This is a genomic window from Rhodococcus sp. WS1 (assembly GCF_003797745.1).
GTDB lineage: Bacteria > Actinomycetota > Actinomycetes > Mycobacteriales > Mycobacteriaceae > Rhodococcus_F > Rhodococcus_F erythropolis.
The window spans coordinates 1,355,855-1,376,227 of record NZ_RKLZ01000002.1 but is presented as its reverse complement, the minus strand read 5'-3'; the positions used below and the strand labels follow the sequence as shown (position 1 = coordinate 1,376,227).

Here is a 20,373-nt window from a genome sequence, read left to right as displayed (position 1 = left end):
TTCTTGCGATGCCCTCGTTCAAGGCCGCCGCAATCGAGGTTCTCGCGGGCGACGTCGACACCGCGGTGGTCCGCTGGGTCCATTCGTCCGAGGTGTACGAGATGGGTGGGCTGCTGTCCGGAGGTGAGGTCCTCCTGACCACGGGCCTCGGTCTGCACGGGCGATCTCCCGAGCAGCTCACCGCCTACATCGACCAGTTGGCGGACGCGGGATGCGTCGCGCTCGCGATGGAGGTCGGCCGCTCGTTCCTCACGGCCCCTCCCGAACTCGTCGAAGCATCGCGCCGACGCGGGCTCGCGTTCTTGGCCCTGCACGCAGTAGTGCCCTTCGAGCGGATGGTCGAAGACTTTCACGACCTCATGCTCCGCCGCACTCTCGGTTCGGCACAGGCGGGCGAGCCTGTCTGGCAAGAACTTCTGAGTCTCGTGGTGGCAGGCCAGGGTATGACCGCGCTGCTCGACAAGGTGTCACGACTCGCGGGGTGCGGCGTCGATCTCCTCGACGCGGATGGCAGAACCGTCGAGCGCAGCACAACCGGCGCAGAGCGATCCGAGACCGAACGCACGATCCACGACGTACGCGGTCCGACGAACTCACTCGGTCGACTTGTCCTGTGCGGGCCCGCAACTACACGCCGAACCGCCGTCGCAAACTGCGCCGCCGTCGCGGTGGCTCTGGAACTCGGCCGTCACGGCGATCTCGGCCCAAGACAGTCACTCGCCCAGTCGGTGATCACCGACGTGGTGGGCGGTGTGCTCACATCGCACGGCGACTTGTCCGAGCGACTGACAGCGGCCGGGTGGACGCCGTTGTCGGAGGGGCACCACGTCCTCGTCGCCGCTGTCGACATCGATCGGCAAACGCCGGTTCGAGAGCTCGCTGACCAAGTACGCGACGCCGTGCGGGCCGTGCTCGGCTCCTGTGTCGTCGGGACTGCGGCCAATCACGTCATCGTGCTCGCGCATGGATGGGCGTCCGCATCCCCCGCTCGAGTGCGGACTGCGTTCACCGAAGCCGACGAGCTGCTACGCCGCGGGCCGGGCGGTTCCGCGGTACGCACGCTCGGAGTGGCGACGCCGGTCGAGGATCTGTCGGGCGTCGGGGCGGCGGTCGCGCAAGCTCGCGAAGTCGTCCAGATCGCGCGGCGTTTCGGCACCCGGACCGGAGTGATCCTCGCTAGGGACGTCGGCGTCCAGCGACTGCTCGCCGCCGGCACGACACCCGCTTCCTTGTCCTCGTTTGTCACGGAGCAACTCGGTTCGCTGATCGCTTACGACACAGCACATTCCGCCGACCTCGTCCGGACACTCGACGCGTACCTCGCACATCGGGGCGGCAAGGTGAGAACCGCGGATTTCCTCGGCATTCGGCGCCAGTCGCTTTATGCACGGCTCACGCGTATCGAGAAGCTGATGGGTGTTTCCCTCGACGATCCGGCGCAGGTGGTGTGTCTCGGGCTTGCACTGACCGCATGGCGCATGCGTACCGGCCTTGACCCACAAGCTGCGTTCGAGCGTCTCCCCGGGTGAGCGACAACCTCTGCGATGATGAACGAATGACCGGAGCAGCGGAATTGATGATCGAGATCCCTGCCGGCGAGGTGCATCTCAGAGACGATCGCAAAGGCACTGCGTGGACCTCGAAAGTCGAATCATTCCGCCTCGCTCGCCATCTCACCACCAGGGCACTGCTTCACGGAGATTCGGCGGACGATCCGAGCAAACCCGCGGTCGACCTCTCGTGGAAAGACGTCATCGCAACCTGCAACACACTGTCAGTCGCGGACGGTCTGTCGCCCGTGTATCACGACATCGACACCGAGTCTCCCTGGTGGGACCGGGCGGCAACCGGCTACCGACTCGCCACCGAGGCCGAGTGGCAGTACGCGTGCAAAGCCGGCACCTCCGGCTACCGCTACGGCGAAATCGACGAGATTGCCTGGTACAGCGACAATTCAGGGGGACGAGCACATGACGTCGGGATGAAGGCACCCAACAACTGGGGCCTGTACGACATGATCGGCAATGTCTGGGAATGGTGCTGGGATCTCTACGACCCCGAGGTTTACGGCACGTACCGGATCTTCCGCGGCGGCAGTTGGGCCGAAAGTGAGCGCGGTTGCGGCGCTACCGTACGGAGGCGAAGCCACCCGACGTTTGCCATCGACGACCTGGGATTTCGCCTAGCTCAGACGATCTGAGGGCAGACGGCCGAGGACTTCGAGCACAGCCTCGATCTCTTCTCGACTGCGCAGCTTAACTATCAGCAGCGACGGCACATCGACAAGGACCGTGGCCATACGCTCGCCGTTGCGTCCGTCGCTTCGCCAGGCCCAGCGCACCACATGATCCGGATCGAACAGAATGGTGTGCAGTGGCGGCTCCATGTTGCGATTCCACAACACCTCTCGCTGCAATCGCCGACGCACGGTTCGTGTGATCACCTGGCGCATCACCGTCCGCCGAGGCAGATCTAACCACAGCATCAGGTCCGCACGCTCGGCCAGAAGCTCACGCACCGCACCGTACTGCCACTCGGTCACCCAGGCCGGCTCACTGGAAAAGCGTCGTACTTCGGTTTCGAAACTCTCGAGCGGAACCCAGTCGGGCCCGTGGAACAGCGAGTCCAACTCGGTGTGTTCGATCCCGAGAAGCTGCCCGATTCGACCGGCGAGGGTCGTCTTTCCGGCGCCCGAGGTCCCCGCGACAAGGATCTTCTGCGGACGAGTCGTCAGCGAGGCGGGGTCTACGAAAGGCACCGATACACACTAGGTGCCTTACACTTCGCAGTCCACCCATTCGATGTAACCGGTGCCGTTGATCGACGCACCGTCGAAGTTTCCCCTGTAGGTGTACGCGCCGACGTATCCCTTACCGTGGCCATAGCGCCACTCCGAGTCGATCTCGGCCTCGAACTCGACAATCGCCCTGCCGTAATCGCGTACCTGCCAACGCAGTACGCGCGGCACACGCATCTCACGTCCCTGCGGGTCGACATGCAATGCGTCAGCGTACTCGAGTACGTCGAACACCACATCGTCGAAGACTCTTGCGCTGCCGTCCACCGTCCGAATGTAGGCGAGCTTGCACGCCGTAACCCCTGAAGCTCGAACATCGGTGAGCAACAATTGATGCCGGTCGTCGAGCTGAACGATCTGGTAGGTGAAGAAATCGGCCGGGAGCTTCCAGGACTCGGGAAGGGCGCGGCGGGTCAACGATTGCGGTGTCATACACCGCGCGTATTCGACGGTGCACGGAGCCGAAATACTCACCGGGCCATCCGGACTCGAGATCGTCCCGGAACACTGCGCCAGCAGACTGACGTGGTCGTAGACGGGATTGCGCACGAACCACGACGCTTGATCTGATGCCACGATCTCGAGATCGACGTCGAAAGAGTCGTATCGTCCGGTGACACGGAACTTCGGATAGCTGTTGTCGATGATCAGGTTGTCACCGAAGGCGATTCGCGAACCATCTTCTTCGAACGCACACTCATCGGCCGCGTCGTACGCCCGATAGAAGTGATGCCCCGGCGCTGCGGTAGAACTCAGCACGGTTGCAGTGTTTCGCGCGTCGGGTGCAGCGAGATAGTCGTTGTCGAACACCACCGTCCCGGTTGCACCGATCAACGTCATGATGTTGAGGTAACGGAAAGGCCCTGGCAGCCGGGGAACGAAGATCCCGTAGTGCGTCCACGCGAACTTCCGCGAAGCCAGGTGCGGACGCATCATCTCGGGCCGATCGAACGGGCGTACCGATTCCGCCATTCGCTTGTCGATCAGCGGTAGCGCGCCGTCCAGCAAGGCCCGAACCGCGGGTCGCCACAATCGGCGCGAGCGGGTGGCTGGAACAGGGTCGGAACGATCAACGGTTTGTCCGGTCACGCCCCTAAGTTAATGTAACCAGCCGTAACAAACAAGTGTCGAAGTTTCCTCGACGACCTCACACCCTGAACACCCGCGCCCTGCCCACGGGGCGAATAGCATGTGAGAATCCGCGTACCGGAACCGGTCGCAGAGAGGGCGCAACAATGCAGCACGAAGAGTCGTCGTTCACCGGAGTAGCCGGCACCAAGATCGTCTACGACGTGTGGACACCGGACCGCGAACCCACCGGGGTTCTTGTCCTGTGCCACGGACTCGGCGAACACGCGAGGCGCTACGACCATGTTGCTGCGCGGCTCGGGGAACTCGGGCTCATCGTGTACGCACCCGACCATCGCGGACACGGACGCTCTGGCGGCAAGCGCGTTCACCTGAAGGAATTCTCCGACTTCACCGACGACGTCCACACGTTGTTCTCGATCGTGACGGCGGCACATCCCGGCAAGGACAAGTTCCTGCTCGGCCACAGTATGGGAGGCGCAATCGCACTTTCTTATGCCCTCGACCATCAGGCCGATCTCAAAGCACTCGCCCTGTCCGGACCTGCTGTGATCATCGCAACCGGCACTCCGAAGATCGTGATGCAGTTGGGCAAGATCGTCGGCAAGTACCTCCCCGACGTGCCTGTCGAAAACCTGGAAGCGGCTGCCGTATCTCGTGATCAGAAGGTCGTCGACAAGTACAACGCCGACCCGCTGGTTCACCACGGCAAGGTTCCTGCTGGAATTGCGCGCGGCATGATCACCGCCGCGGAAGGCTTCCCGGCGCGCCTGCCATCGCTCACCATTCCAGTACTGCTTCAACACGGCTCGGACGACCGATTGACGGACCCCGCCGGCAGCAAGCTCGTAGCAGAGTTGGCCGGTTCTTCGGACGTCACCTTGAAGGTATACGAGGGCTTGTATCACGAGATCTTCAATGAGCCTGAGCAGGAAGAGGTTCTGAACGATCTGATCGAGTGGCTGCGCCCGCGGGTCACCGGAGCATAATCATGTCGACGTGCGGGATCCTGCTGGCTGCCGGGGCCGGATCCCGCATGGGCAAACCGAAAGCTCTCGTTACGGGCACGGACGGCCAGCCTTGGCTTCGCCACGGGGTGGCGACGCTGCAGTCCGCCGGACTCTCACCGGTCATCGTGGTTCTCGGCGCACAGGCCGAGGACGCCGTCGAACTGCTGCCCACCACCGATGTCATTGTGGTGAAATCGGATTGGAAACGGGGAATGAGCGCATCACTACGCTGCGGACTCGAGGCAGCCATGCAGATCGAGGGTGCCGAGGCGGCAGCGATCTCCCTGGTCGACGTCCCGGACCTGAACACCGACACCGTGACGCGAATCGCGGGTCAGGGCATCCCATCACGAAACATACTGCGAAGAGCTGTCTTTCACGGAAGGCCCGGCCATCCTGTCCTGATCGGACGCGACCATTGGCCGACGCTTGCAGAGTCACTCACCGGGGACGGCGGCGCCAACACCTATCTACGCGAACACGGCGTGGAGTTGGTGGAGTGCAGCGACCTCAGCAGCGGCGTCGACGTCGACTATCCCGAAGCCTGATCGCACTGTCACAATCCTCCCAGGTGGTGGGTGTCCGAATTCGGTGTAAAGATGATCCGATGAAACGTACCGTCGCCGCCCTGCTCGACATCGAGATCGACGAGGCGACCAATCTGGAGTTCAAGATCGCGGTGACGCGCGCGCCGGGTGTCGAACTGCTGGAAACGATGTCGTTCGTCCATGACGGCAATCCGATCGAACCCCGTGAGATCATCGCCGAACACGGCACCCGAATTCACCTACTCGACTGTGCCCCAGGCAAACTGATCGTCAGCTACGACGCGACCGTGATCGGCCGCGCAGAACCGTCGTCGGTCGGCGACTACGACGTGTCGAAATATCTGCGCCCCAGTCGCTATGCCGAGGCCGACAAGTTCTTCGGTTTTGTCGCCGGGCAATTCGATCTCGCCACTCCCCCGGCCGAACTCCTCCTCGAAGTCACCCGCTGGGTGAGTACACATTTGAGTTATGTTCCCGGCACCAGTCGCGGCACCGACAGCGCGGTAGACACCTTGCTCGCAGGCGCCGGAGTGTGCCGCGACTACTCGCACCTGACCATCTCGCTGCTACGCGCGGTGGGGATTCCCGCGCGCTTGGTGGCCGTCTACGCGCCGGGCTGCGATCCGATGGATTTTCACGCCGTCGTCGAAGCCAGTATCGACAACGTGTGGCGCGTGGTCGACGCAACGCAATTGGCGCCGCGCAGCAATCTTGTGCGGATCTCGACCGGGCGAGACGCCGCGGATACCGCGTTCCTCGACAACCACGGCGGTTCGATCACGTTGCATGCCTCGGAAGTTCGCGCAGTCGTCGACGGCGTTCTCGACAACGACGACTACGCAACACTCACGTCGATCGGCTGACAAACACCTCAGGCGCTGATCTGGTTCTGCGAGGCCATCGTTCGCTCGAGGAACTTGACCGTGAGATCAACGATCGCCTTACCCTCCCGAAGAGCTTTGCCGATCACCGGGAAAGCATGGATCTGCCCACTCCAGATGTGCGTTTCGACGGCTTGTCCTGCCTTGATCAGGTTTTCGGTCATGATCTCGACGTCCGGACGCATCAGTTCGTATTCGGCGGACACCAGGAACGACGGCGGAATCAGACTGGCGTCGGCGTTGATCGGAGACTGCGCACCAGGAATCTCGTCCGGACCCTCCAGCCACCGGTCCTTGAGCTTTTCGACCTGTGACATCGGCAGGTAGGCATCGCGTTTCATGAAATCGGGATCGTGGTCCTCGAGGTTCACGTTGAGAAGAGGGGAATATCCCACCACGGCAGCGGGCCGCGTGATTCCGCGCAGTGCGGCAATTTCGGCGACCTTCATGGCCAGGTAACCGCCCGCCGAATCACCGGCAAGCACAATCTTGTTCGGGTCTTCCGCTGTCTCGAGCAACGCGGTGTACGCGGCCATCGCATCCTTGACGGAGGTGCCGATGGAACCTTCCGGCAGCTGACGGTAACGCACGGAGATCACCGGCACTCCGGCCTTCGCCGAGAGCAAACCGCACAGCGCGCGGTGCGTTGCCAGACCGCAGAAGACGAACCCACCGCCGTGGAAGTAGAGGATCGTGGCTCCGGCCAACTCGCCCTGCGCTTTGCGTGGATGCTGCACCTTCTCGCTTGGCACACCACCAAGCGTGAAAGGCTCGATGTCGAGGTTCTTCGGCTTCGGCAGTTTGTCCGCCATCGCGTCGAGCCGCTCGAGTTGGCGGATGCCGCGTTCGGTGGTCGGCCAGAGGGTGAACATCGGCTTCACGAACGTCCTGGTCAGACAGAAGATAACCCGCGCTCGCGGACTCACGTTCCAATGCCATACCGTCGAATCTCGCGTCCACATAGCGTCCTCCCAGGTCAAGACGTTTTGTGCATGTGAGTTACACATACTTGTCGACTGCTGTTGTGAACGATAACTGACGCTGCGCCAAAACGACACGACGGGTAGGCATAAATTACTCGAGTGTGTGCAAGTTTGGCTCGCAATCACGGCTGGGAGAGATAAGCGGAGAGTCCGCGGTGCCCGCCACGCATCATCGCTTCATGATTCCACTCGAATACCGGCTTCGCGATCTTCGAGGCCAGACCGAGCGCTCCGGACACCGCTACTTGTTGCCGAAAGTCGGCGACGCAGCCAGATTCAGCGGGGCGTACCACCCAACTACTCCACCCGGTCATGGCCCCGGAGAGACGCACTTGCAGATGGCGGGCAACGGGGTCTTCGACCTCGCGTCGCCCGAAGACGAGCAGCGTCAGAGGGACAGCGCTGCGGATGGCCATGGAGCCCGAGCGCTCGTCGGTCGCCCGGACTCGGCGTATCTGAGGCCACCACTGCGAATACCGCTCGGCATCCGCGAGAACGGCGTAGACGCGGTCGGCAGAGGCCGGGAGCGTCCAGACGCTGTGGAAGTCGAAGTCGGTCACGATCAGGCCGTCTGAGCAGCAGCAGTCACCCATGCACCGTAACCCGAACCTCGGGTGCTTACACGCCTGGCGAGCTCAGTACTCGAACGTCTCCACCCGTCGCAGGATCTCCTCCGCGATCTTGGCGGGACTACCGCCCACGTCGACGACGATGGCCTGCTCGTCCGGGTCGACGGCCTCGAGCGTCGAGATCTGGGAGTCGAGGAGCGAGGCGGGCATGTAGTGATCGAGGCGGGCGGTCAATCGCTGGCCGATCTGATCCCGCGAACCGGCGAGGTGCACGAACACGACGTGCTCACCGCGAAGCACGTCGCGGTAGCTGCGCTTGAGTGCCGAACACGTGACGATGCCCGGCTGACCGGCGTCGGTATGGCTCTTGATCCAGACGGCGATCTTGTCGAGCCAGGGCCAGCGATCGTCGTCGTTCAGCGGATGCCCGGTCGCCATCTTGTCGATGTTCGCCTGCGGGTGCAGATCGTCGCCTTCTTGAAGGTCCCAGCCCATCGCTCCGGCGAGCATGCCCCCGACCGTCGACTTTCCCGAACCCGAGACACCCATCAGGACGAGCACGGGATACTGCTTCTGCTGTGCCGCTTCGCTGTTCATGTGCTCGCCTACCTAGATGAATGCGCTCAACACGAGCACTCCGGCCAGGCCCGATACCGAGATGATGCATTCCATCACGGTCCAGGTCTTGAGGTTCTGTACCACGCTGACGCCCAGATACTCCTTCACCAACCAGAATCCGGCGTCGTTGACGTGCGAGAGGAAGAGCGAGCCTGCGCCGATCGCCAAGACCATCAGCGAGACATGTGCGGACGAGAGGTCGGCCGCAACCGGAGCGAGGATGCCCGACGCCGTCACCGTTGCCACCGTTGCCGAACCCGTTGCGACGCGGATCAATACCGCTACCAGCCAGGCCAGGAACAGCACGGGAAGGCTGCTGCCCTTGATCGCGTCGGCGATCACTCCGGCGATACCGGTGTCGATCAGGACCTGCTTGAAACCGCCACCGGCGCCGACGATCAACAAGATGCCTGCGATGGGAGGTAGGGAACTCTCGAGTGACTTCGAGATGGCCTTGCGGTCCATTCCGCCGCCGCGACCCAGCAGCACCATTCCAACCAGAACCGCGAGACCCAAAGCCACAACGGGTGTTCCGAGGAAGTCGAGGACGGATTTGGGGAGTGCCTCGGAATCGGGTGCGATCACGTCGGCGAATGCCTTGCCCAGCATGAGAACAACCGGGAGGAGGATCGCTGCGAGAGTCGCCGCAAACGAAGGGCGCTGCTGCTTCTCTTCTTCACCTCGATCTTCGCCTGTGACAAAGAGATCCGGAACCTTCACGTCGACCCACCGCGCTGCGTACTTGCTGAAGACCGGACCGGCGAGAACAACAGTGGGGATCGCGACGAGGACACCGAGCGCGAGCGTGAGGCCGAGGTTTGCGTTCAATGCCGAGACTGCAACCAGCGGCCCTGGGTGCGGGGGAACCAACCCGTGCATGGCCGAGAGGCCGGCGAGGGTGGGGATCGCGATGCGCATCAGGGACAATCCGGATCGCCGCGCGACGAGGATGATGACCGGCATCAACAGAACGAGACCGATCTCGAAGAACATCGGCAGACCGATGACAGCGCCGACCAGAGCCATGGTCCACGGGAGCGCCTTGGTGCTGGAGCGGCCGACCAGTGTGTCGACGATTCGGTCGGCACCACCGGAATCGGCGAGGAGTTTGCCGAACATCGCGCCGAAACCGATCAGGATTCCGACGCTTCCCATGGTCGATCCGAAACCGGTGGCGAATGCTGCAACCGACTCTGCCGAACCGAGGCCGGCCGCCAGACCGACACCTACCGCGCCGATGGACAGCGCGAGGAAGGGATGCAGGTCGAGCCAGGTGATCAGCGCGATGATGACCGCGACGCCGGCGACTGCAGCGATGATCAATCGTGCGTCGCTACCAGCGGGGACGACCTCGGCCGCCAGCAATGCTGTGGTGTTCATAGGGACTCCCAGTCCGATGAGTGATTGAGGTCACTGTTCCTTAATTAACCTACAATTTCAAGAGCAGACACTAATTTGTAGTATTTATTCGCCTTGCACCGGGCTTACTCCATACGCATGGGACGATCTACGTATGCCTTCTGTCCCGTTTCAGCAGTTACACGACTCGATGCTGGAACAGCTCGGCCAAGACATAGTCGGTGGTGTGCTCCCCCCGGGAACCACGATCTCCGCCGACGAGGTGGCAACGCGCTACGACGTGTCGCGAACCGTCATCCGCGAAGTTGTCCGCGTTCTCGAATCTCTCGGATTGGCTTCGGTTCGTCGACGCGTCGGAATCACCATCCTGGGCTCCGAACACTGGAACTCGCTCGACCCCAATGTCATCCGCTGGCAACTGGCCGGTCCTGATCGGTTCGAGCAGCTTTCGATCCTGAGTGAACTCCGTTCCGGTATCGAGCCCCTGGCGGCGCGACTGGCCGCAACTCGCGCAACACCCGAGCAGTGCGGCGCTCTGACCGCAGCCGTCATCGGCATGTCAGCTACCTCTCGCGCTGCCGATACCGGTGCCTATCTCGGCCATGACTCCGACTTCCACCGCACCCTGCTCGCCGCCTCCGGTAACCCGATGCTGCGGGCGATGTCGCAGATCGTCGTCGAGATACTCGAAGGCCGCACACGCCACTCCTTGATGCCCCACGAAGCCGACCCCGAAGCGATTCACCTGCACGGAGTGGTCGCATCAGCCATTCAGTCCGGCGACGCCGACGCTGCAGAAACCGCGATGCGCTCGATCGTCGCGGAATCCGCAGAAGCGGTCGAAACAATGCGCGAAAGCCCCGAACCGCCGCCTCATCTGTAAGTCGAGCCACAGACTCGCCGGAATTGGCCCGCAACTGCTCCGCAAGTGGAACGCTTGGCGCCATGACAGCACTCGCTACCCAGAACAGCGCACTCTGATGGCCCGCCCGGTACGCGTCGTCGTCCTCGGTGCCGGATCGTGGGGAACCACGGTGGCCGGCCTCGCTGCCCGCAACACTCCCACCCTGCTGTGGGCACGAAATTCCGAAGCGGCCGACGAGATCAATTCGCAACGGACCAACTCCAAATACCTTGGTGAGCGCAAACTTCCCAAGGGCCTCAAGGCAACCTCGGATCTGGTCGAAGCCGCTCGTGAAGCGGACGTACTCGTATGCGGGGTGCCTTCGCACGCCGTTCGCGCCACCCTCGCCGAGATCGCCAACGAGGTTCGGGCGTGGGTCCCGGTGTTGTCACTGTCCAAGGGCCTCGAGCCCGGCACCCGGCAGCGTCCCACCGAAGTGATCGCCGAGTGCCTGCCCGGCCATCCCGTCGGACTGCTCGCGGGCCCCAACATCGCCAAGGAGATCGTCGACGGCATGGCCGCGGCATCGGTCGTGGCCACCCAGGACGATCGCGTCGCCGCCGCGCTGCAACCCCTGTTCGCGTCGTCCGTCTTCCGCGTCTACCGCAACACCGACGTGCTCGGCTGTGAACTCGGCGGCATCCTCAAGAACATCGTTGCCATCGCCTCGGGCATGGCCGACGGCCTGGGAGTCGGGGACAACACTCGTGCGATGGTGCTCGCGCGCGGTCTCGCCGAAATGACCCGACTCGGTGAAGCGATGGGCGCCAACCCGCGCACCTTTGCCGGCTTGACGGGCGTCGGCGATTTGATCGCCACCTGCATGGCTCCGACTTCTCGCAACCGTCGCGTCGGCGAAGCTCTGGCGCAGGGATTGACCGTCGAGGAGGCGGTCGCCAAGCTCGGCCAGGTCGCCGAGGGAGTAAAAACTGCCCCTACCGTCATGGATCTGGCTCGCGAATACGGAGTCGACATGCCGATTGCCGCGGAGGTCGAGGCCGTCATCGGTGGTCGCCAAAGTGCCAGCGACGCATATCGCGGACTTCAGAAAGTTGCCCCGGGCGGCGAGCACGAGGTGGCGTGAGGAAGATCTACAGGTATCTAGCGATTTGGCTAGATACCTGTAGATCGCCCGAGATCACGGAATTGGAGCGTCGACGAAGATGTCGATCGCCAACGGTGACTGACCGCCGTACTGCGAGAAGTCCGAAATCCCCGCCTCGCGCAGGACATCGACGTCGAGTACCGTCCGACCGCTTTCCGTGCCGGCGGGACGTCCGAGAATCTCGACAGCCGCATCGGCCATGATCTCGGGTGAACGCGAGTGATCGATACTGTCGTCTCCCCCGAGCAGGTTTCCGACGGCCGCCGTGGCGATCATGGTCTCCGGCCACAGACAATTACTCGAAATCGGTGCACCTGAATACTCCGCGGCGATACCCAAGGCCGCCAATGTCATTCCGTATTTGGCCAGCATGTAGCCCGGATGAGCACCCAACCAGTGCGGCGAAAAGTTGAGCGGTGGCGACAGCGTCAATACGTGCGCGTTGGCCGAAACCCGAAGGTACGGAAGGCACGCTCGGGTGAGCGCGAAAGTGCCACGGACGTTGACCTGCTGCATCAGATCGAATCGCTTCATCGCGAGGTCTTCGGTTTTCGAAATGTCGAGGACGCTCGCGTTGTTGACCACGATGTCGATACCACCGAAGTGCTCTACCGCTGCATCGACGGCGTGCGCGATGTCGTCGTCGTTCCTCACGTCACCGACGACGGGAACGGCATGACCCCCAAGCTCGTTCAACTCGTCCACAGCCGTGTGGATTGTTCCGGGCAACCGGGGGTCAGGCGTATCGGTCTTGGCGAGCAACACGACGTTTCCGCCGCGGCGCGCTATCGCACGGGCGATGGCAAGTCCGATGCCACGGCTTCCCCCGGACATGATCGCGGTTCGTCCGCGGAAGTTCTTGTCGTCCAAAACGAATCCTTGTCATCGTCGACGGTCTTCGTCGCTGCGGTTGTGGCCGCGGGAAGTCCCGGCACGACCACTCGTCGACTTCCACGATATGAGCGCCTTCACGCGATGACTACGGCCGCGGAGCATCAATAATCGTTGATCAGTTGTCCCGTCAGGACAACTGATCAATGCGGTCAGCCACCCACCGGGCGCAGGATCCACCATCCGCCGAGCACGAGCACCGCGACGTTCACGAGCAGAAACAAACCGACCCAGACGATCGCGGGTATCGGTGAGAGCCTGGCCAATTGGTCGGCGTCCGAGTCCGGTGCCCCGCCTCGTCGCATTCGCTGCCGTTGAAGCTCCACGACTGGGCGTGGTCCGGCGAAAAGCAGGAAGAGCGTCAAGAAGTAGGCAGCAGCCACCTGCTGCTCCTGGGTCCCCCACCAGACGAGTCCGAACAACACGGCTCCCACCACGGCAAGTGAGAAGACTCCGTAGAGGTTTCGGATCAGAACCATCATCACCGCGATCACGAATACGCCGATCCACAACACCGAGACCGCACGCTGCGCGCCCAACAACCCGGCCGCGCCGAGTCCGAGAATCGACGGTCCGACGTACCCCGCGAACGTCATCAGAATGACGCCGAAGCCGGTCGGTTTGCCCGACGAAATAGCGACACCCGACGTATCCGAATGCAGGCGAAGACCTTTCAACCGTCGACCGACCAGGACGGCGACAATCAGATGAGCGCCCTCGTGTGCGATGGTGACGACGTTACGGGCGATCCGCCACAGGTGTGGTTCGAGAACAATGATCACGGCGATCAACGCGGCCAGTTGAACTACCCACGCCGGTGGGTTGGGACTGAGCGCCGCCACCCGATCCCACGCGGTTTCGAGCGCGTTCACTCCGCTTGTCCGCGCAGGTATCGGCCGAAGTGAGGGACCGTGAATCCGATGGACCCACGTTCTGCCGAATAGATCAGTCCCTTCTTGATCAGTCCATCGCGTGCCGGCGAAAGGGAAGCCGGCTTGCGCCCCAACTCGACGGCGATCTTCGCGGTTGCGACGGGTCCGTCGTCACCGGCGAGATCGGCCATGGCGCGCATGTACTCACGCTCCGCGGGCGTTGCTCGCTCGTACCGTGATCCGAAGAAGCCGACAGCGAGTTCTTCCTCAGCCGTCGGCGCGCCGACGCGCACGTCTTCCGACGTGATCGGACTCGACGCCGCCACATCCCACGTGGCCTTTCCGTAGGCCTGAACGAAGTACGGGTACCCGTCAGCCGCTTCGTACAGAGCGTCGAGCGCAGATTCGGTGAACTCGACGTCCTCACGCTCAGCAGGCGCAATCAGTGCCTGATCTGCAGCTTCCCGCTCGAGCCGATCGATCCGGTGGTAGCTGAACAGGCGCTCCGAGTAGCTTTTCGACGCCGACAGCACAGCAGGCAGATGCGGAAGCCCCGCCCCGACGACGATCAACGGTGCCGCGTCCTGACTCAACTCGTGGCAGGCCCCGCAGATCGCCGAGACATCCGCGGCACCGAGGTCCTGCATCTCGTCGATGAAGATGGCGATCCCGACGCCGACATCCCTGGCCAGCGACGACGCGTCGAGCAGCAACTCGACGAGGTCGATCTCGATGTCGCCGCTGTCTGCCCGACCCTTGATCGCGGGTGCATCGATGCCTGGCTGCCAGCGCTCGCGCATTCCCTTGTCCGCAGTGGCGCGTAGGGCAAACGATTTGAGGACTCCGAGGAACTGCTCGACCCGCTCGGGATCGCGATGGGAGACCGCGATCTCTCGGACTGCCATGTGCAGCGCCGACGAGAGTGGGCGTCGTAAATCCTGATCGGGGCGCGCCTCGATCTTGCCGGTCCCCCAACTTCGGGAGATCGCGGCCGAACGCAACTGATTGAGCAGGACGGTCTTGCCGACGCCACGCAAGCCGGTGAGGACAACACTTCGTTCCGGGCGGCCACGCGCAATTCGCTCGAGAACGACGTCGAAGGCGTCGATCTGCTTGTCGCGCCCGGCGAGTTCCGGCGGGCGTTGACCGGCACCGGGGGCATACGGATTGCGCACGGGGTCCATGCCCATCGACGGTACAAGCCGAGTAGACGAATATCCCGCTCTCTAGCGCGTGTCCTAGAGAGAACTAGGAACCGCAATATCGGCTCGACCTTGTCGAACCGGGCTCCGGCATCGTCGTCTAACCGTCCAGGCTCGACGCTCGGGCGAAGTCCCCGGCCACGTGGGCTCCAATTGCTCCGGCCAGAATGATCGCCGGATGCGTCGCGGCCAGATAGAGCCCCGACACGCCTTCGGCGAAGCCCAGCAGCGGGCGGCCACCACGCGGGATGGGACGGTCAGCGACTACCGCCTCGATCAGTTCCACTTGGTCACCGTCCACGAGCTGACTGCGGATCGCGTGCAGCGTCGGCCCCGCAAGCTCACGAGCATCTCCGGAGAACCCGGCCGGAACATCTTCAGCCGCAATCAGTGTCGTGTCGTCCAATTGCCGGATCTCGAAATCCGGAGAGGACAGTATTCCGTTCACCAATGGGTGGGGCGTCGAGAATCTGATGAGGCAACACGGGGAGGCGTCGACCTCGACGTCGACTCCCGCCGACGCCGCGAGTCCAGGGATCGCGGTACCCGCAGCGAGCACGGTGGCCGATCCGTAGACGGGACCGTCGGCAGTCATTACTCCGTACACTCTCATGCCCTCCGTGAGCACCCGGCGCGCACTGACATCGGAATACACTGTGGCACCGCACTCTTCGGCACCTCGCAGGAGCGATCGAGCGAACGCAACCGGGTCAACGCCACCGTCATCAGGCGCGTACGCTGCGACCGAGGGGGCCGTCCGCAATCCCGGCTCACGAGCAAGGATTTCCTCTTTACCGATGAGGTCGACGGGATGGCCGAGTGCTCGATGAGCATCTACGAACGCTCGAGTCTCCGCTTCCGTCTCTTCCCAGGTGATCGCGCCTCTGCGGCGCAAACCGATTGGCTCGACGAGTTCGCGCTCCAGGCGGTCGAATTCGACTGCAGCGCCTTGCCGGAACGGATCTGAGTAAGTTTCTGCGGCACTCTTCGAGAGGCCGACCCAGGCAAAGGAGTTGCCGGTCACCCCTCCTGCCACCGAGCCGTGGTCCAGCACCGTGACTCGGAGACCAATGCGCGCCAGGTGATACGCGATCGACGCGCCGACGACACCGGCACCAATCACCAGGATCGGACTGTCGTTTCGGCCATTCGGATGCGTCACCATTGGACCATATCTGCGAGCCGCGACCTGGATCCACTCAATTTGGATGCGAGGACTTCGGCGGTTAACGGAGGACTAGGCCTGTTCCCGCTCGGCGTACATCGGGAACGATACGGTGTGCTCATGCTCTGGCGTTGGTTCGCAGTCGTGATCGTCATCCTCGCTGTTGCCGGCCTTTGGCATGTGACCATCCCCGATCGACCAGTTGCCGTAATAGTCGACGCCGAGACGCTGGGGTGCGCGACCCCGTATCCGATCGGCCCGCTCCAGACGACATCAACGGCGACGGTTCCAGACGATTTCGTACCCGTCGCCGCAGTCACGTGCGACCCGTTTGTCAGCGACAACGTGGCAGCCGACCGAACCGTCAGCTTCTCTGCTCATCGTTGGGAGGGCGATTTCAGTCGGGCGGTGGAAATGCTGAACCGCTCGTCCGCGCACAAGACTTGGTTCCCCGAAGGCTGCGGTGACAACTACAGCCTGGCTGTCCTGGACCAATTCTGGTTGGTCGACGATCGAGGCCGAGCAACTCGGCCGGGGTATCCCTCCGATTCGTGTGGACTGCCGAAACCCGGTGGCCTGGCCGCCATCAAGGAACTGACACCGGTCGGCAGTACCGAACACCGAATAGCGTTGTCCGACGACCAGATCTACGAACTGTCGCATTGTCGGCCGGCCTACCGACCAGCCACAACAGGTACCACGGCGCTGACGTCGCTGTCGGCGGGCAGCGTTTTCTGCCGATTCTCCGCCACCGAATTCGTAGGCACATCGTCTACGACGGAAACCTTCGACGGACTTTCACCCGCTCCCGACTGTGACGCGGTGGCCACCGAGGTGGCGTCGACGATCTACGTGGACCGTCCTACGAACGAGGAACGATTACTCACCGTCGAACTCGACGGCTGTCGGCGCGTCATCGCCGACGGATACGCACCGATGCAAGCGTCGGACGAGCTGTTGGTGTCTTTCCGGTAGTGCTGCGCCACAATGCAGTTGATCTCCCGCCCGGATGCGTAGGTCCCGATGTGACCAGTAGCAGCCCGCGATCCTGTCAGGCGCCCGGGAACTGAAGGTGCGCTTGGGTCTTTCCCAGAACCGTCTGGCCCTTGTGCATGACGGTGACATCGATACGCACAGTCCGCGTTGTGGAGTCGATCCGCGCGATCTTCGCAGCGATGGAGAGATCAGCACCATCGACGGCATCGACTACGACGGGCCGAGTAAAGCGAGTTTCATACGAGATCACACCGCTCGGGTCACCAACCCAGTCGGCGATGGCCTGCAAAGCAATTCCGGCAGTGAGCATTCCGTGCGCCAGAACTCCCGGTAGCCCAGCCGCAGTAGCGATTGCGTCGTTGAAATGGATCGGGTTCATGTCGCCGGAGGCACCGGCGTAGCGAACTAGGTCATCACGAGTGAGGACCAGATCAACCTTCGCGACGATGTCACCAAGGACGAGGTTTTCGAAAACCGGCACGGCGGGTACGGTCATGCGCCTTCTCCTCGCGCCAGCAGGGTCGAGGTGACCGTTGCGACCAAAGCGTCGGTCACGTCGTGGATCTCGGAAACTGTCGACAGGATCGCACTGCCTGCTCGCACTGTCACCCCTGTAATCGTCAGTGTCGTAGACAGGTCATCGCCGGCGACTATCGGACGCTGATGCTCGATCTTCTCGGAAGTATGGACCACACGAGTCGGATCGAGCCCAGTATCCGGCGTGCGCAGCAGTGCCATGATCGCTCGCTGCTGGACAACGGTTGTGAATGTTGTCGGCGCGATGACATCGACGAACCCGGCCTCCCTGGCGAAATCGACATCATGGTGCAAGGGATTGCTCGAACGCACCGCCAGAGCGAACTCGCGAATCTTCTCGCGCCCGACAAGGTACGAAGACGAGGGAAACACCCGGCCGGCGAGCGCTGGGTTCACAGGAGACATCCCGGAATACTAACGGCGGCCGACTTCGGGTTCATTCGTGGCCTGAGGTCTCGTCGGCCCGAGAATGCGATCGAGGAGACGCTCAACCAACTGGGCCGCCAATTCTGCTGTGGCGTAGCCGGGAAGCATCCCCTGGGCGAGCCCGGCGACAGCCGCCAGAATGAGCTCGGCGTCGAGGTCGGGATCCATTGACGGCGCAACCGCGTCCCGATTGGTCACTCGTTGAAGCTGGCCGGAAATGAGCGCTGTCAACTCTCTTGGGGCAGTGAGGGTTTCCTCGGCGGCGATTCCTTGTCCGGTCAGTGCGGCAGCGTGGAAGGCACCGAGAACAATCGCTTCCTCCCGACGTTGCCGATCGAGTGGGAGCATGCCGACAAGGAACGCTGCGGCCGCGCGAGGTTTATGCCTGTTCCCGCTCGGCGGCGAGGGCGACCGCCTGTTCAAAGGTATGGACGAGCACTGCACGTCGAGCGACCTTGTGATCCTCGTCCGGTTCGAGTTCGTCAATGTAGCCATCCCACACGCGCAGATATCGATCGCGCCAGTCGATCAGCACTTGCGTCGATGGAAAGGTCACACCGACTCGTTTCGTCTGGGCAATATCGGTGAGGATCTCGAGCCACGCCGGCACCATCTCCCCGCCCCATTCATCCGGCTCCAGACTCGAATCGTCTTCGAACTCGGCAGTGATGTCGTCCACGATTCGACCGGTCAGGGCCCCCAACCCATCCGCGACGGTGTCACTGTCAAAGTTTCCCGGACCCCAGACTCCCACAAGCCCTCCCATATCGATTGCGGATAAATTCAGGTCGACAGTCGCGTTCCCGTCGCAGCAGGCCGTGAGCGTGCTCGCAGTTTCAGGTCGGCAATTGCAAATTGGAGAATCTGCCGCCCGCTCAGTCAGAGCTTGCGGTCATTGGCGCCCGCCCAAATCGGACTGTCGACTATCTTCCGAAACTTCGGCGACCCACCGATTGCTGAAATTTTGAGCATCAACCAGTTCCAGATTCTCACAGTCACCTCCGCGTCGTATTTCACCGTCAACACTAACCGACCGGCGGGACTCTTTCGGCTACCGGTACACCACTATGCGTCGACCAGTTAGATCAGGTGTGAACTCGAACTGGCGCAACAGATCGCCGGGAACTGAAGGAGCGCTTGAGTCTTTCCCAGAACAGTCTGGCCCTTTGTGCGTGACGGCGATTGGTTCTGGGCGCATCGATCCTGCCGGAAGCACTGCGATGTTGTCGGCACATGGAATTGCGCTCGGTGGAGATCGAGGATCCGTATCCACGAGTGTCGCAAGCAATTCCTGAAGATTCGTAGGGAAATAGCTGCGCATCGCCACCACCAACAGCGATTCCGTCGATTGTGTAACAACCACACGAAGAACAGCCATCGATCTCCGAAAGGAAGACTGATCCGGCGAAACCGCAAGGTAGTGTCACATCTGCCCAGCAAAACTCGCCACGATCTCGAGAAGACGGTCGGCTTTGCCAAGTGCCACCGCTGACGTTACGACGTTGCTGGGCAAGTGTTTACGGAAAAGGGCTTCGCACACGGGGTACCGATCGCTGATGGGACTGATCACCCCTTCTCCGAAAGATATTGGTAACGAATCGAACCCGGAGCACAGAGGTGCAACGATTGGGCGAGTTGATTCAACGCCCCCGGTGTGCGATCTATCTATTTGCGCCAATCATCCTCGGTAACGGTTTAATTCGCCGAACGGGGCCGGGTACTGCAATAGCTGGTCGAGTATTCGATCACGCGTCTTACACTAAGGAAGGACCGAGAACATCACTGAAGTAAATTCGTGGATTGTCCAGAATCCGATTGGTGCCGTCGTCGCGTTTGTTGCCGACATCGTAATATTGACGATGTCGTCTGTCGCGGGATACTCGTAACCGAATCCGCCCGTCCTTCACGGTATTCCTAAGTCGAGGAACTACATTCGAAACGCAGAGGGCAACCAACCGCAGCGTACCGTCGGCGCTCGTCACTGACCTTTCGTGGCCTCATATGCCCAACTGCGCCGGGTCCGTACTGACGTCCCTCGTGTCGAGTGTCATACCACCAGTTTCAATCAATCACGCCATCACTACTCAGGAGGAATCACAATGGGTTCGATCAACGCATTCAACGAATGGGTCAACCAAGCTACGTATGCGGGCGACCCGTTTGCCACCGCCATAGCGATCGTCCAGTTCTTCGCGGTGAGTCTCGTCAACCTGTTCACCGGCGGCCCCATTCTTTAAAGGAGTCCACTCGGTTCCACTTCTGCTCGGCGTCCATCGCAGCCTGTTCTTCGGCTGTACAGCTCCGCGCGAAGGGGGCCGGGACATCGCTGACGAGCATGATGCGTAGTTCGGCCTCGCGGATGGTCAGTGAACGCAGTTTTGGACGGTCGATCAGGACGAGTCGCCATCGGAGCGAATGAAC

The 20,373-nt window shown here is 62.2% G+C and carries 23 protein-coding genes; 9 read left to right on the top strand and 14 right to left on the bottom strand.

Going from position 1 to position 20,373, the window contains the following annotated elements; translation table 11 throughout:
• Positions 1-8 precede the first annotated feature (8 nt).
• Positions 9-1,529 carry a PucR family transcriptional regulator gene (locus tag EEB12_RS19005; protein WP_241896065.1) on the top strand — a complete coding sequence of 507 codons (1,521 nt, stop codon included), beginning with the start codon at positions 9-11 and terminating at the stop codon, positions 1,527-1,529.
• Positions 1,530-1,555: 26 nt separating this feature from the next.
• Positions 1,556-2,200, top strand: a complete 645-nt coding sequence (locus EEB12_RS19000) for a formylglycine-generating enzyme family protein (protein ID WP_181447542.1) — start codon at positions 1,556-1,558, stop codon at positions 2,198-2,200.
• Here EEB12_RS19000 and EEB12_RS18995 read toward each other — a convergent pair.
• Together EEB12_RS18995 and EEB12_RS18990 are read right to left on the bottom strand one after the other, a co-directional pair.
• Entirely contained in the window at positions 2,183-2,758 is a 576-nt protein-coding gene (locus EEB12_RS18995; RefSeq protein WP_141488316.1) for an AAA family ATPase, read from the bottom strand. The two genes, EEB12_RS19000 and EEB12_RS18995, sit on opposite strands and share 18 nt — an antisense overlap.
• Before the next feature lie 18 nt (positions 2,759-2,776).
• Positions 2,777-3,886 carry a DUF6670 family protein gene (locus tag EEB12_RS18990; protein ID WP_141488315.1) on the bottom strand — a complete coding sequence of 370 codons (1,110 nt, stop codon included), beginning with the start codon at positions 3,884-3,886 and terminating at the stop codon, positions 2,777-2,779.
• A 146-nt stretch (positions 3,887-4,032) separates the two neighbouring features.
• Here EEB12_RS18990 and EEB12_RS18985 point away from each other — a divergent pair, with 146 nt between their 5' ends.
• Genes EEB12_RS18985 through EEB12_RS18975 form a run of 3 tightly spaced genes read left to right on the top strand, consistent with a single transcriptional unit; the run spans position 4,033 to position 6,307 of the window.
• Positions 4,033-4,875: an alpha/beta hydrolase gene (locus EEB12_RS18985; RefSeq protein WP_021331857.1), complete on the top strand. Its 843-nt coding sequence runs from the start codon at positions 4,033-4,035 to the stop codon at positions 4,873-4,875.
• Positions 4,876-4,877: 2 nt separating this feature from the next.
• The gene (locus EEB12_RS18980) at positions 4,878-5,444 is read left to right on the top strand and encodes an NTP transferase domain-containing protein (protein WP_141488314.1); all 567 of its coding nucleotides are present in this window, start codon (positions 4,878-4,880) and stop codon (positions 5,442-5,444) included.
• A 59-nt stretch (positions 5,445-5,503) separates the two neighbouring features.
• Complete coding sequence (locus EEB12_RS18975; RefSeq protein ID WP_141488313.1) at positions 5,504-6,307, top strand: transglutaminase-like domain-containing protein; 804 nt, start codon at positions 5,504-5,506, stop codon at positions 6,305-6,307.
• 8 nt (positions 6,308-6,315) lie between these two features.
• On the opposite strand, the gene EEB12_RS18970 is transcribed toward EEB12_RS18975, so the two are convergent.
• From EEB12_RS18970 to EEB12_RS18955, 4 genes are all read right to left on the bottom strand, one after another.
• On the bottom strand, positions 6,316-7,287 hold the full coding sequence (locus EEB12_RS18970) for an alpha/beta hydrolase (RefSeq protein WP_141488312.1): 972 nt from the start codon (positions 7,285-7,287) through the stop codon (positions 6,316-6,318).
• A gap of 143 nt (positions 7,288-7,430) precedes the next feature.
• A complete protein-coding gene (locus EEB12_RS18965) occupies positions 7,431-7,868 on the bottom strand; it encodes an SRPBCC family protein (protein WP_141488311.1) in 438 nt (145 codons plus the stop codon).
• Positions 7,869-7,943: 75 nt separating this feature from the next.
• Complete coding sequence (locus EEB12_RS18960) at positions 7,944-8,474, bottom strand: gluconokinase (RefSeq protein WP_020909302.1); 531 nt, start codon at positions 8,472-8,474, stop codon at positions 7,944-7,946.
• Between the two features lie 12 nt (positions 8,475-8,486).
• Positions 8,487-9,875 (bottom strand): GntP family permease, encoded by a 1,389-nt coding sequence (locus EEB12_RS18955; protein WP_019745529.1) that lies wholly within the window; start codon positions 9,873-9,875, stop codon positions 8,487-8,489.
• 133 nt (positions 9,876-10,008) lie between these two features.
• On the opposite strand from EEB12_RS18955, the gene EEB12_RS18950 reads away from it, so the two are divergent.
• Together EEB12_RS18950 and EEB12_RS18945 are read left to right on the top strand one after the other, a co-directional pair.
• Positions 10,009-10,737 carry a FadR/GntR family transcriptional regulator gene (locus tag EEB12_RS18950; RefSeq protein ID WP_019745530.1) on the top strand — a complete coding sequence of 243 codons (729 nt, stop codon included), beginning with the start codon at positions 10,009-10,011 and terminating at the stop codon, positions 10,735-10,737.
• Between the two features lie 97 nt (positions 10,738-10,834).
• A complete protein-coding gene (locus tag EEB12_RS18945; RefSeq protein WP_019745531.1) occupies positions 10,835-11,842 on the top strand; it encodes an NAD(P)H-dependent glycerol-3-phosphate dehydrogenase in 1,008 nt (335 codons plus the stop codon).
• A gap of 54 nt (positions 11,843-11,896) precedes the next feature.
• Here EEB12_RS18945 and EEB12_RS18940 read toward each other — a convergent pair whose 3' ends face one another.
• The 4 genes from EEB12_RS18940 to EEB12_RS18925 all read right to left on the bottom strand — a co-directional run bounded on the left by EEB12_RS18940 (position 11,897) and on the right by EEB12_RS18925 (position 15,993).
• Positions 11,897-12,733, bottom strand: a complete 837-nt coding sequence (locus EEB12_RS18940; protein ID WP_141488310.1) for an SDR family oxidoreductase — start codon at positions 12,731-12,733, stop codon at positions 11,897-11,899.
• A 173-nt stretch (positions 12,734-12,906) separates the two neighbouring features.
• The gene (locus EEB12_RS18935; protein ID WP_003940327.1) at positions 12,907-13,626 is read right to left on the bottom strand and encodes a M50 family metallopeptidase; all 720 of its coding nucleotides are present in this window, start codon (positions 13,624-13,626) and stop codon (positions 12,907-12,909) included.
• Complete coding sequence (locus tag EEB12_RS18930) at positions 13,623-14,810, bottom strand: ATP-binding protein (protein WP_021331853.1); 1,188 nt, start codon at positions 14,808-14,810, stop codon at positions 13,623-13,625. The genes EEB12_RS18935 and EEB12_RS18930 overlap by 4 nt, the downstream gene beginning before the upstream one ends.
• Before the next feature lie 118 nt (positions 14,811-14,928).
• Positions 14,929-15,993: an NAD(P)/FAD-dependent oxidoreductase gene (locus EEB12_RS18925; RefSeq protein WP_258537247.1), complete on the bottom strand. Its 1,065-nt coding sequence runs from the start codon at positions 15,991-15,993 to the stop codon at positions 14,929-14,931.
• A 120-nt stretch (positions 15,994-16,113) separates the two neighbouring features.
• On the opposite strand from EEB12_RS18925, the gene EEB12_RS18920 reads away from it, so the two are divergent.
• On the top strand, positions 16,114-16,968 hold the full coding sequence (locus EEB12_RS18920) for a hypothetical protein (protein ID WP_141488308.1): 855 nt from the start codon (positions 16,114-16,116) through the stop codon (positions 16,966-16,968).
• A 76-nt stretch (positions 16,969-17,044) separates the two neighbouring features.
• Here the strand turns inward: EEB12_RS18920 and EEB12_RS18915 are convergent, their stop codons facing one another.
• From EEB12_RS18915 to EEB12_RS18900, 4 genes are read right to left on the bottom strand one after another with little or no spacing between them, the layout of a single operon-like run.
• Positions 17,045-17,485, bottom strand: a complete 441-nt coding sequence (locus EEB12_RS18915) for a MaoC/PaaZ C-terminal domain-containing protein (RefSeq protein WP_141488307.1) — start codon at positions 17,483-17,485, stop codon at positions 17,045-17,047.
• On the bottom strand, positions 17,482-17,931 hold the full coding sequence (locus EEB12_RS18910; protein WP_060937906.1) for a MaoC family dehydratase N-terminal domain-containing protein: 450 nt from the start codon (positions 17,929-17,931) through the stop codon (positions 17,482-17,484). Before EEB12_RS18910 ends, EEB12_RS18915 begins: the two co-directional genes overlap by 4 nt.
• A 9-nt stretch (positions 17,932-17,940) precedes the next feature.
• A complete protein-coding gene (locus EEB12_RS18905) occupies positions 17,941-18,447 on the bottom strand; it encodes a TetR family transcriptional regulator C-terminal domain-containing protein (RefSeq protein ID WP_258537248.1) in 507 nt (168 codons plus the stop codon).
• Positions 18,332-18,631, bottom strand: coding sequence for a DUF4259 domain-containing protein (locus EEB12_RS18900; RefSeq protein WP_223304584.1), 300 nt, complete (start codon positions 18,629-18,631; stop codon positions 18,332-18,334). Before EEB12_RS18900 ends, EEB12_RS18905 begins: the two co-directional genes overlap by 116 nt.
• A 1,420-nt stretch (positions 18,632-20,051) precedes the next feature.
• Here EEB12_RS18900 and EEB12_RS30525 point away from each other — a divergent pair.
• The gene (locus tag EEB12_RS30525; protein WP_021345701.1) at positions 20,052-20,189 is read left to right on the top strand and encodes a hypothetical protein; all 138 of its coding nucleotides are present in this window, start codon (positions 20,052-20,054) and stop codon (positions 20,187-20,189) included.
• The last annotated feature ends 184 nt before the right edge of the window (positions 20,190-20,373 follow it).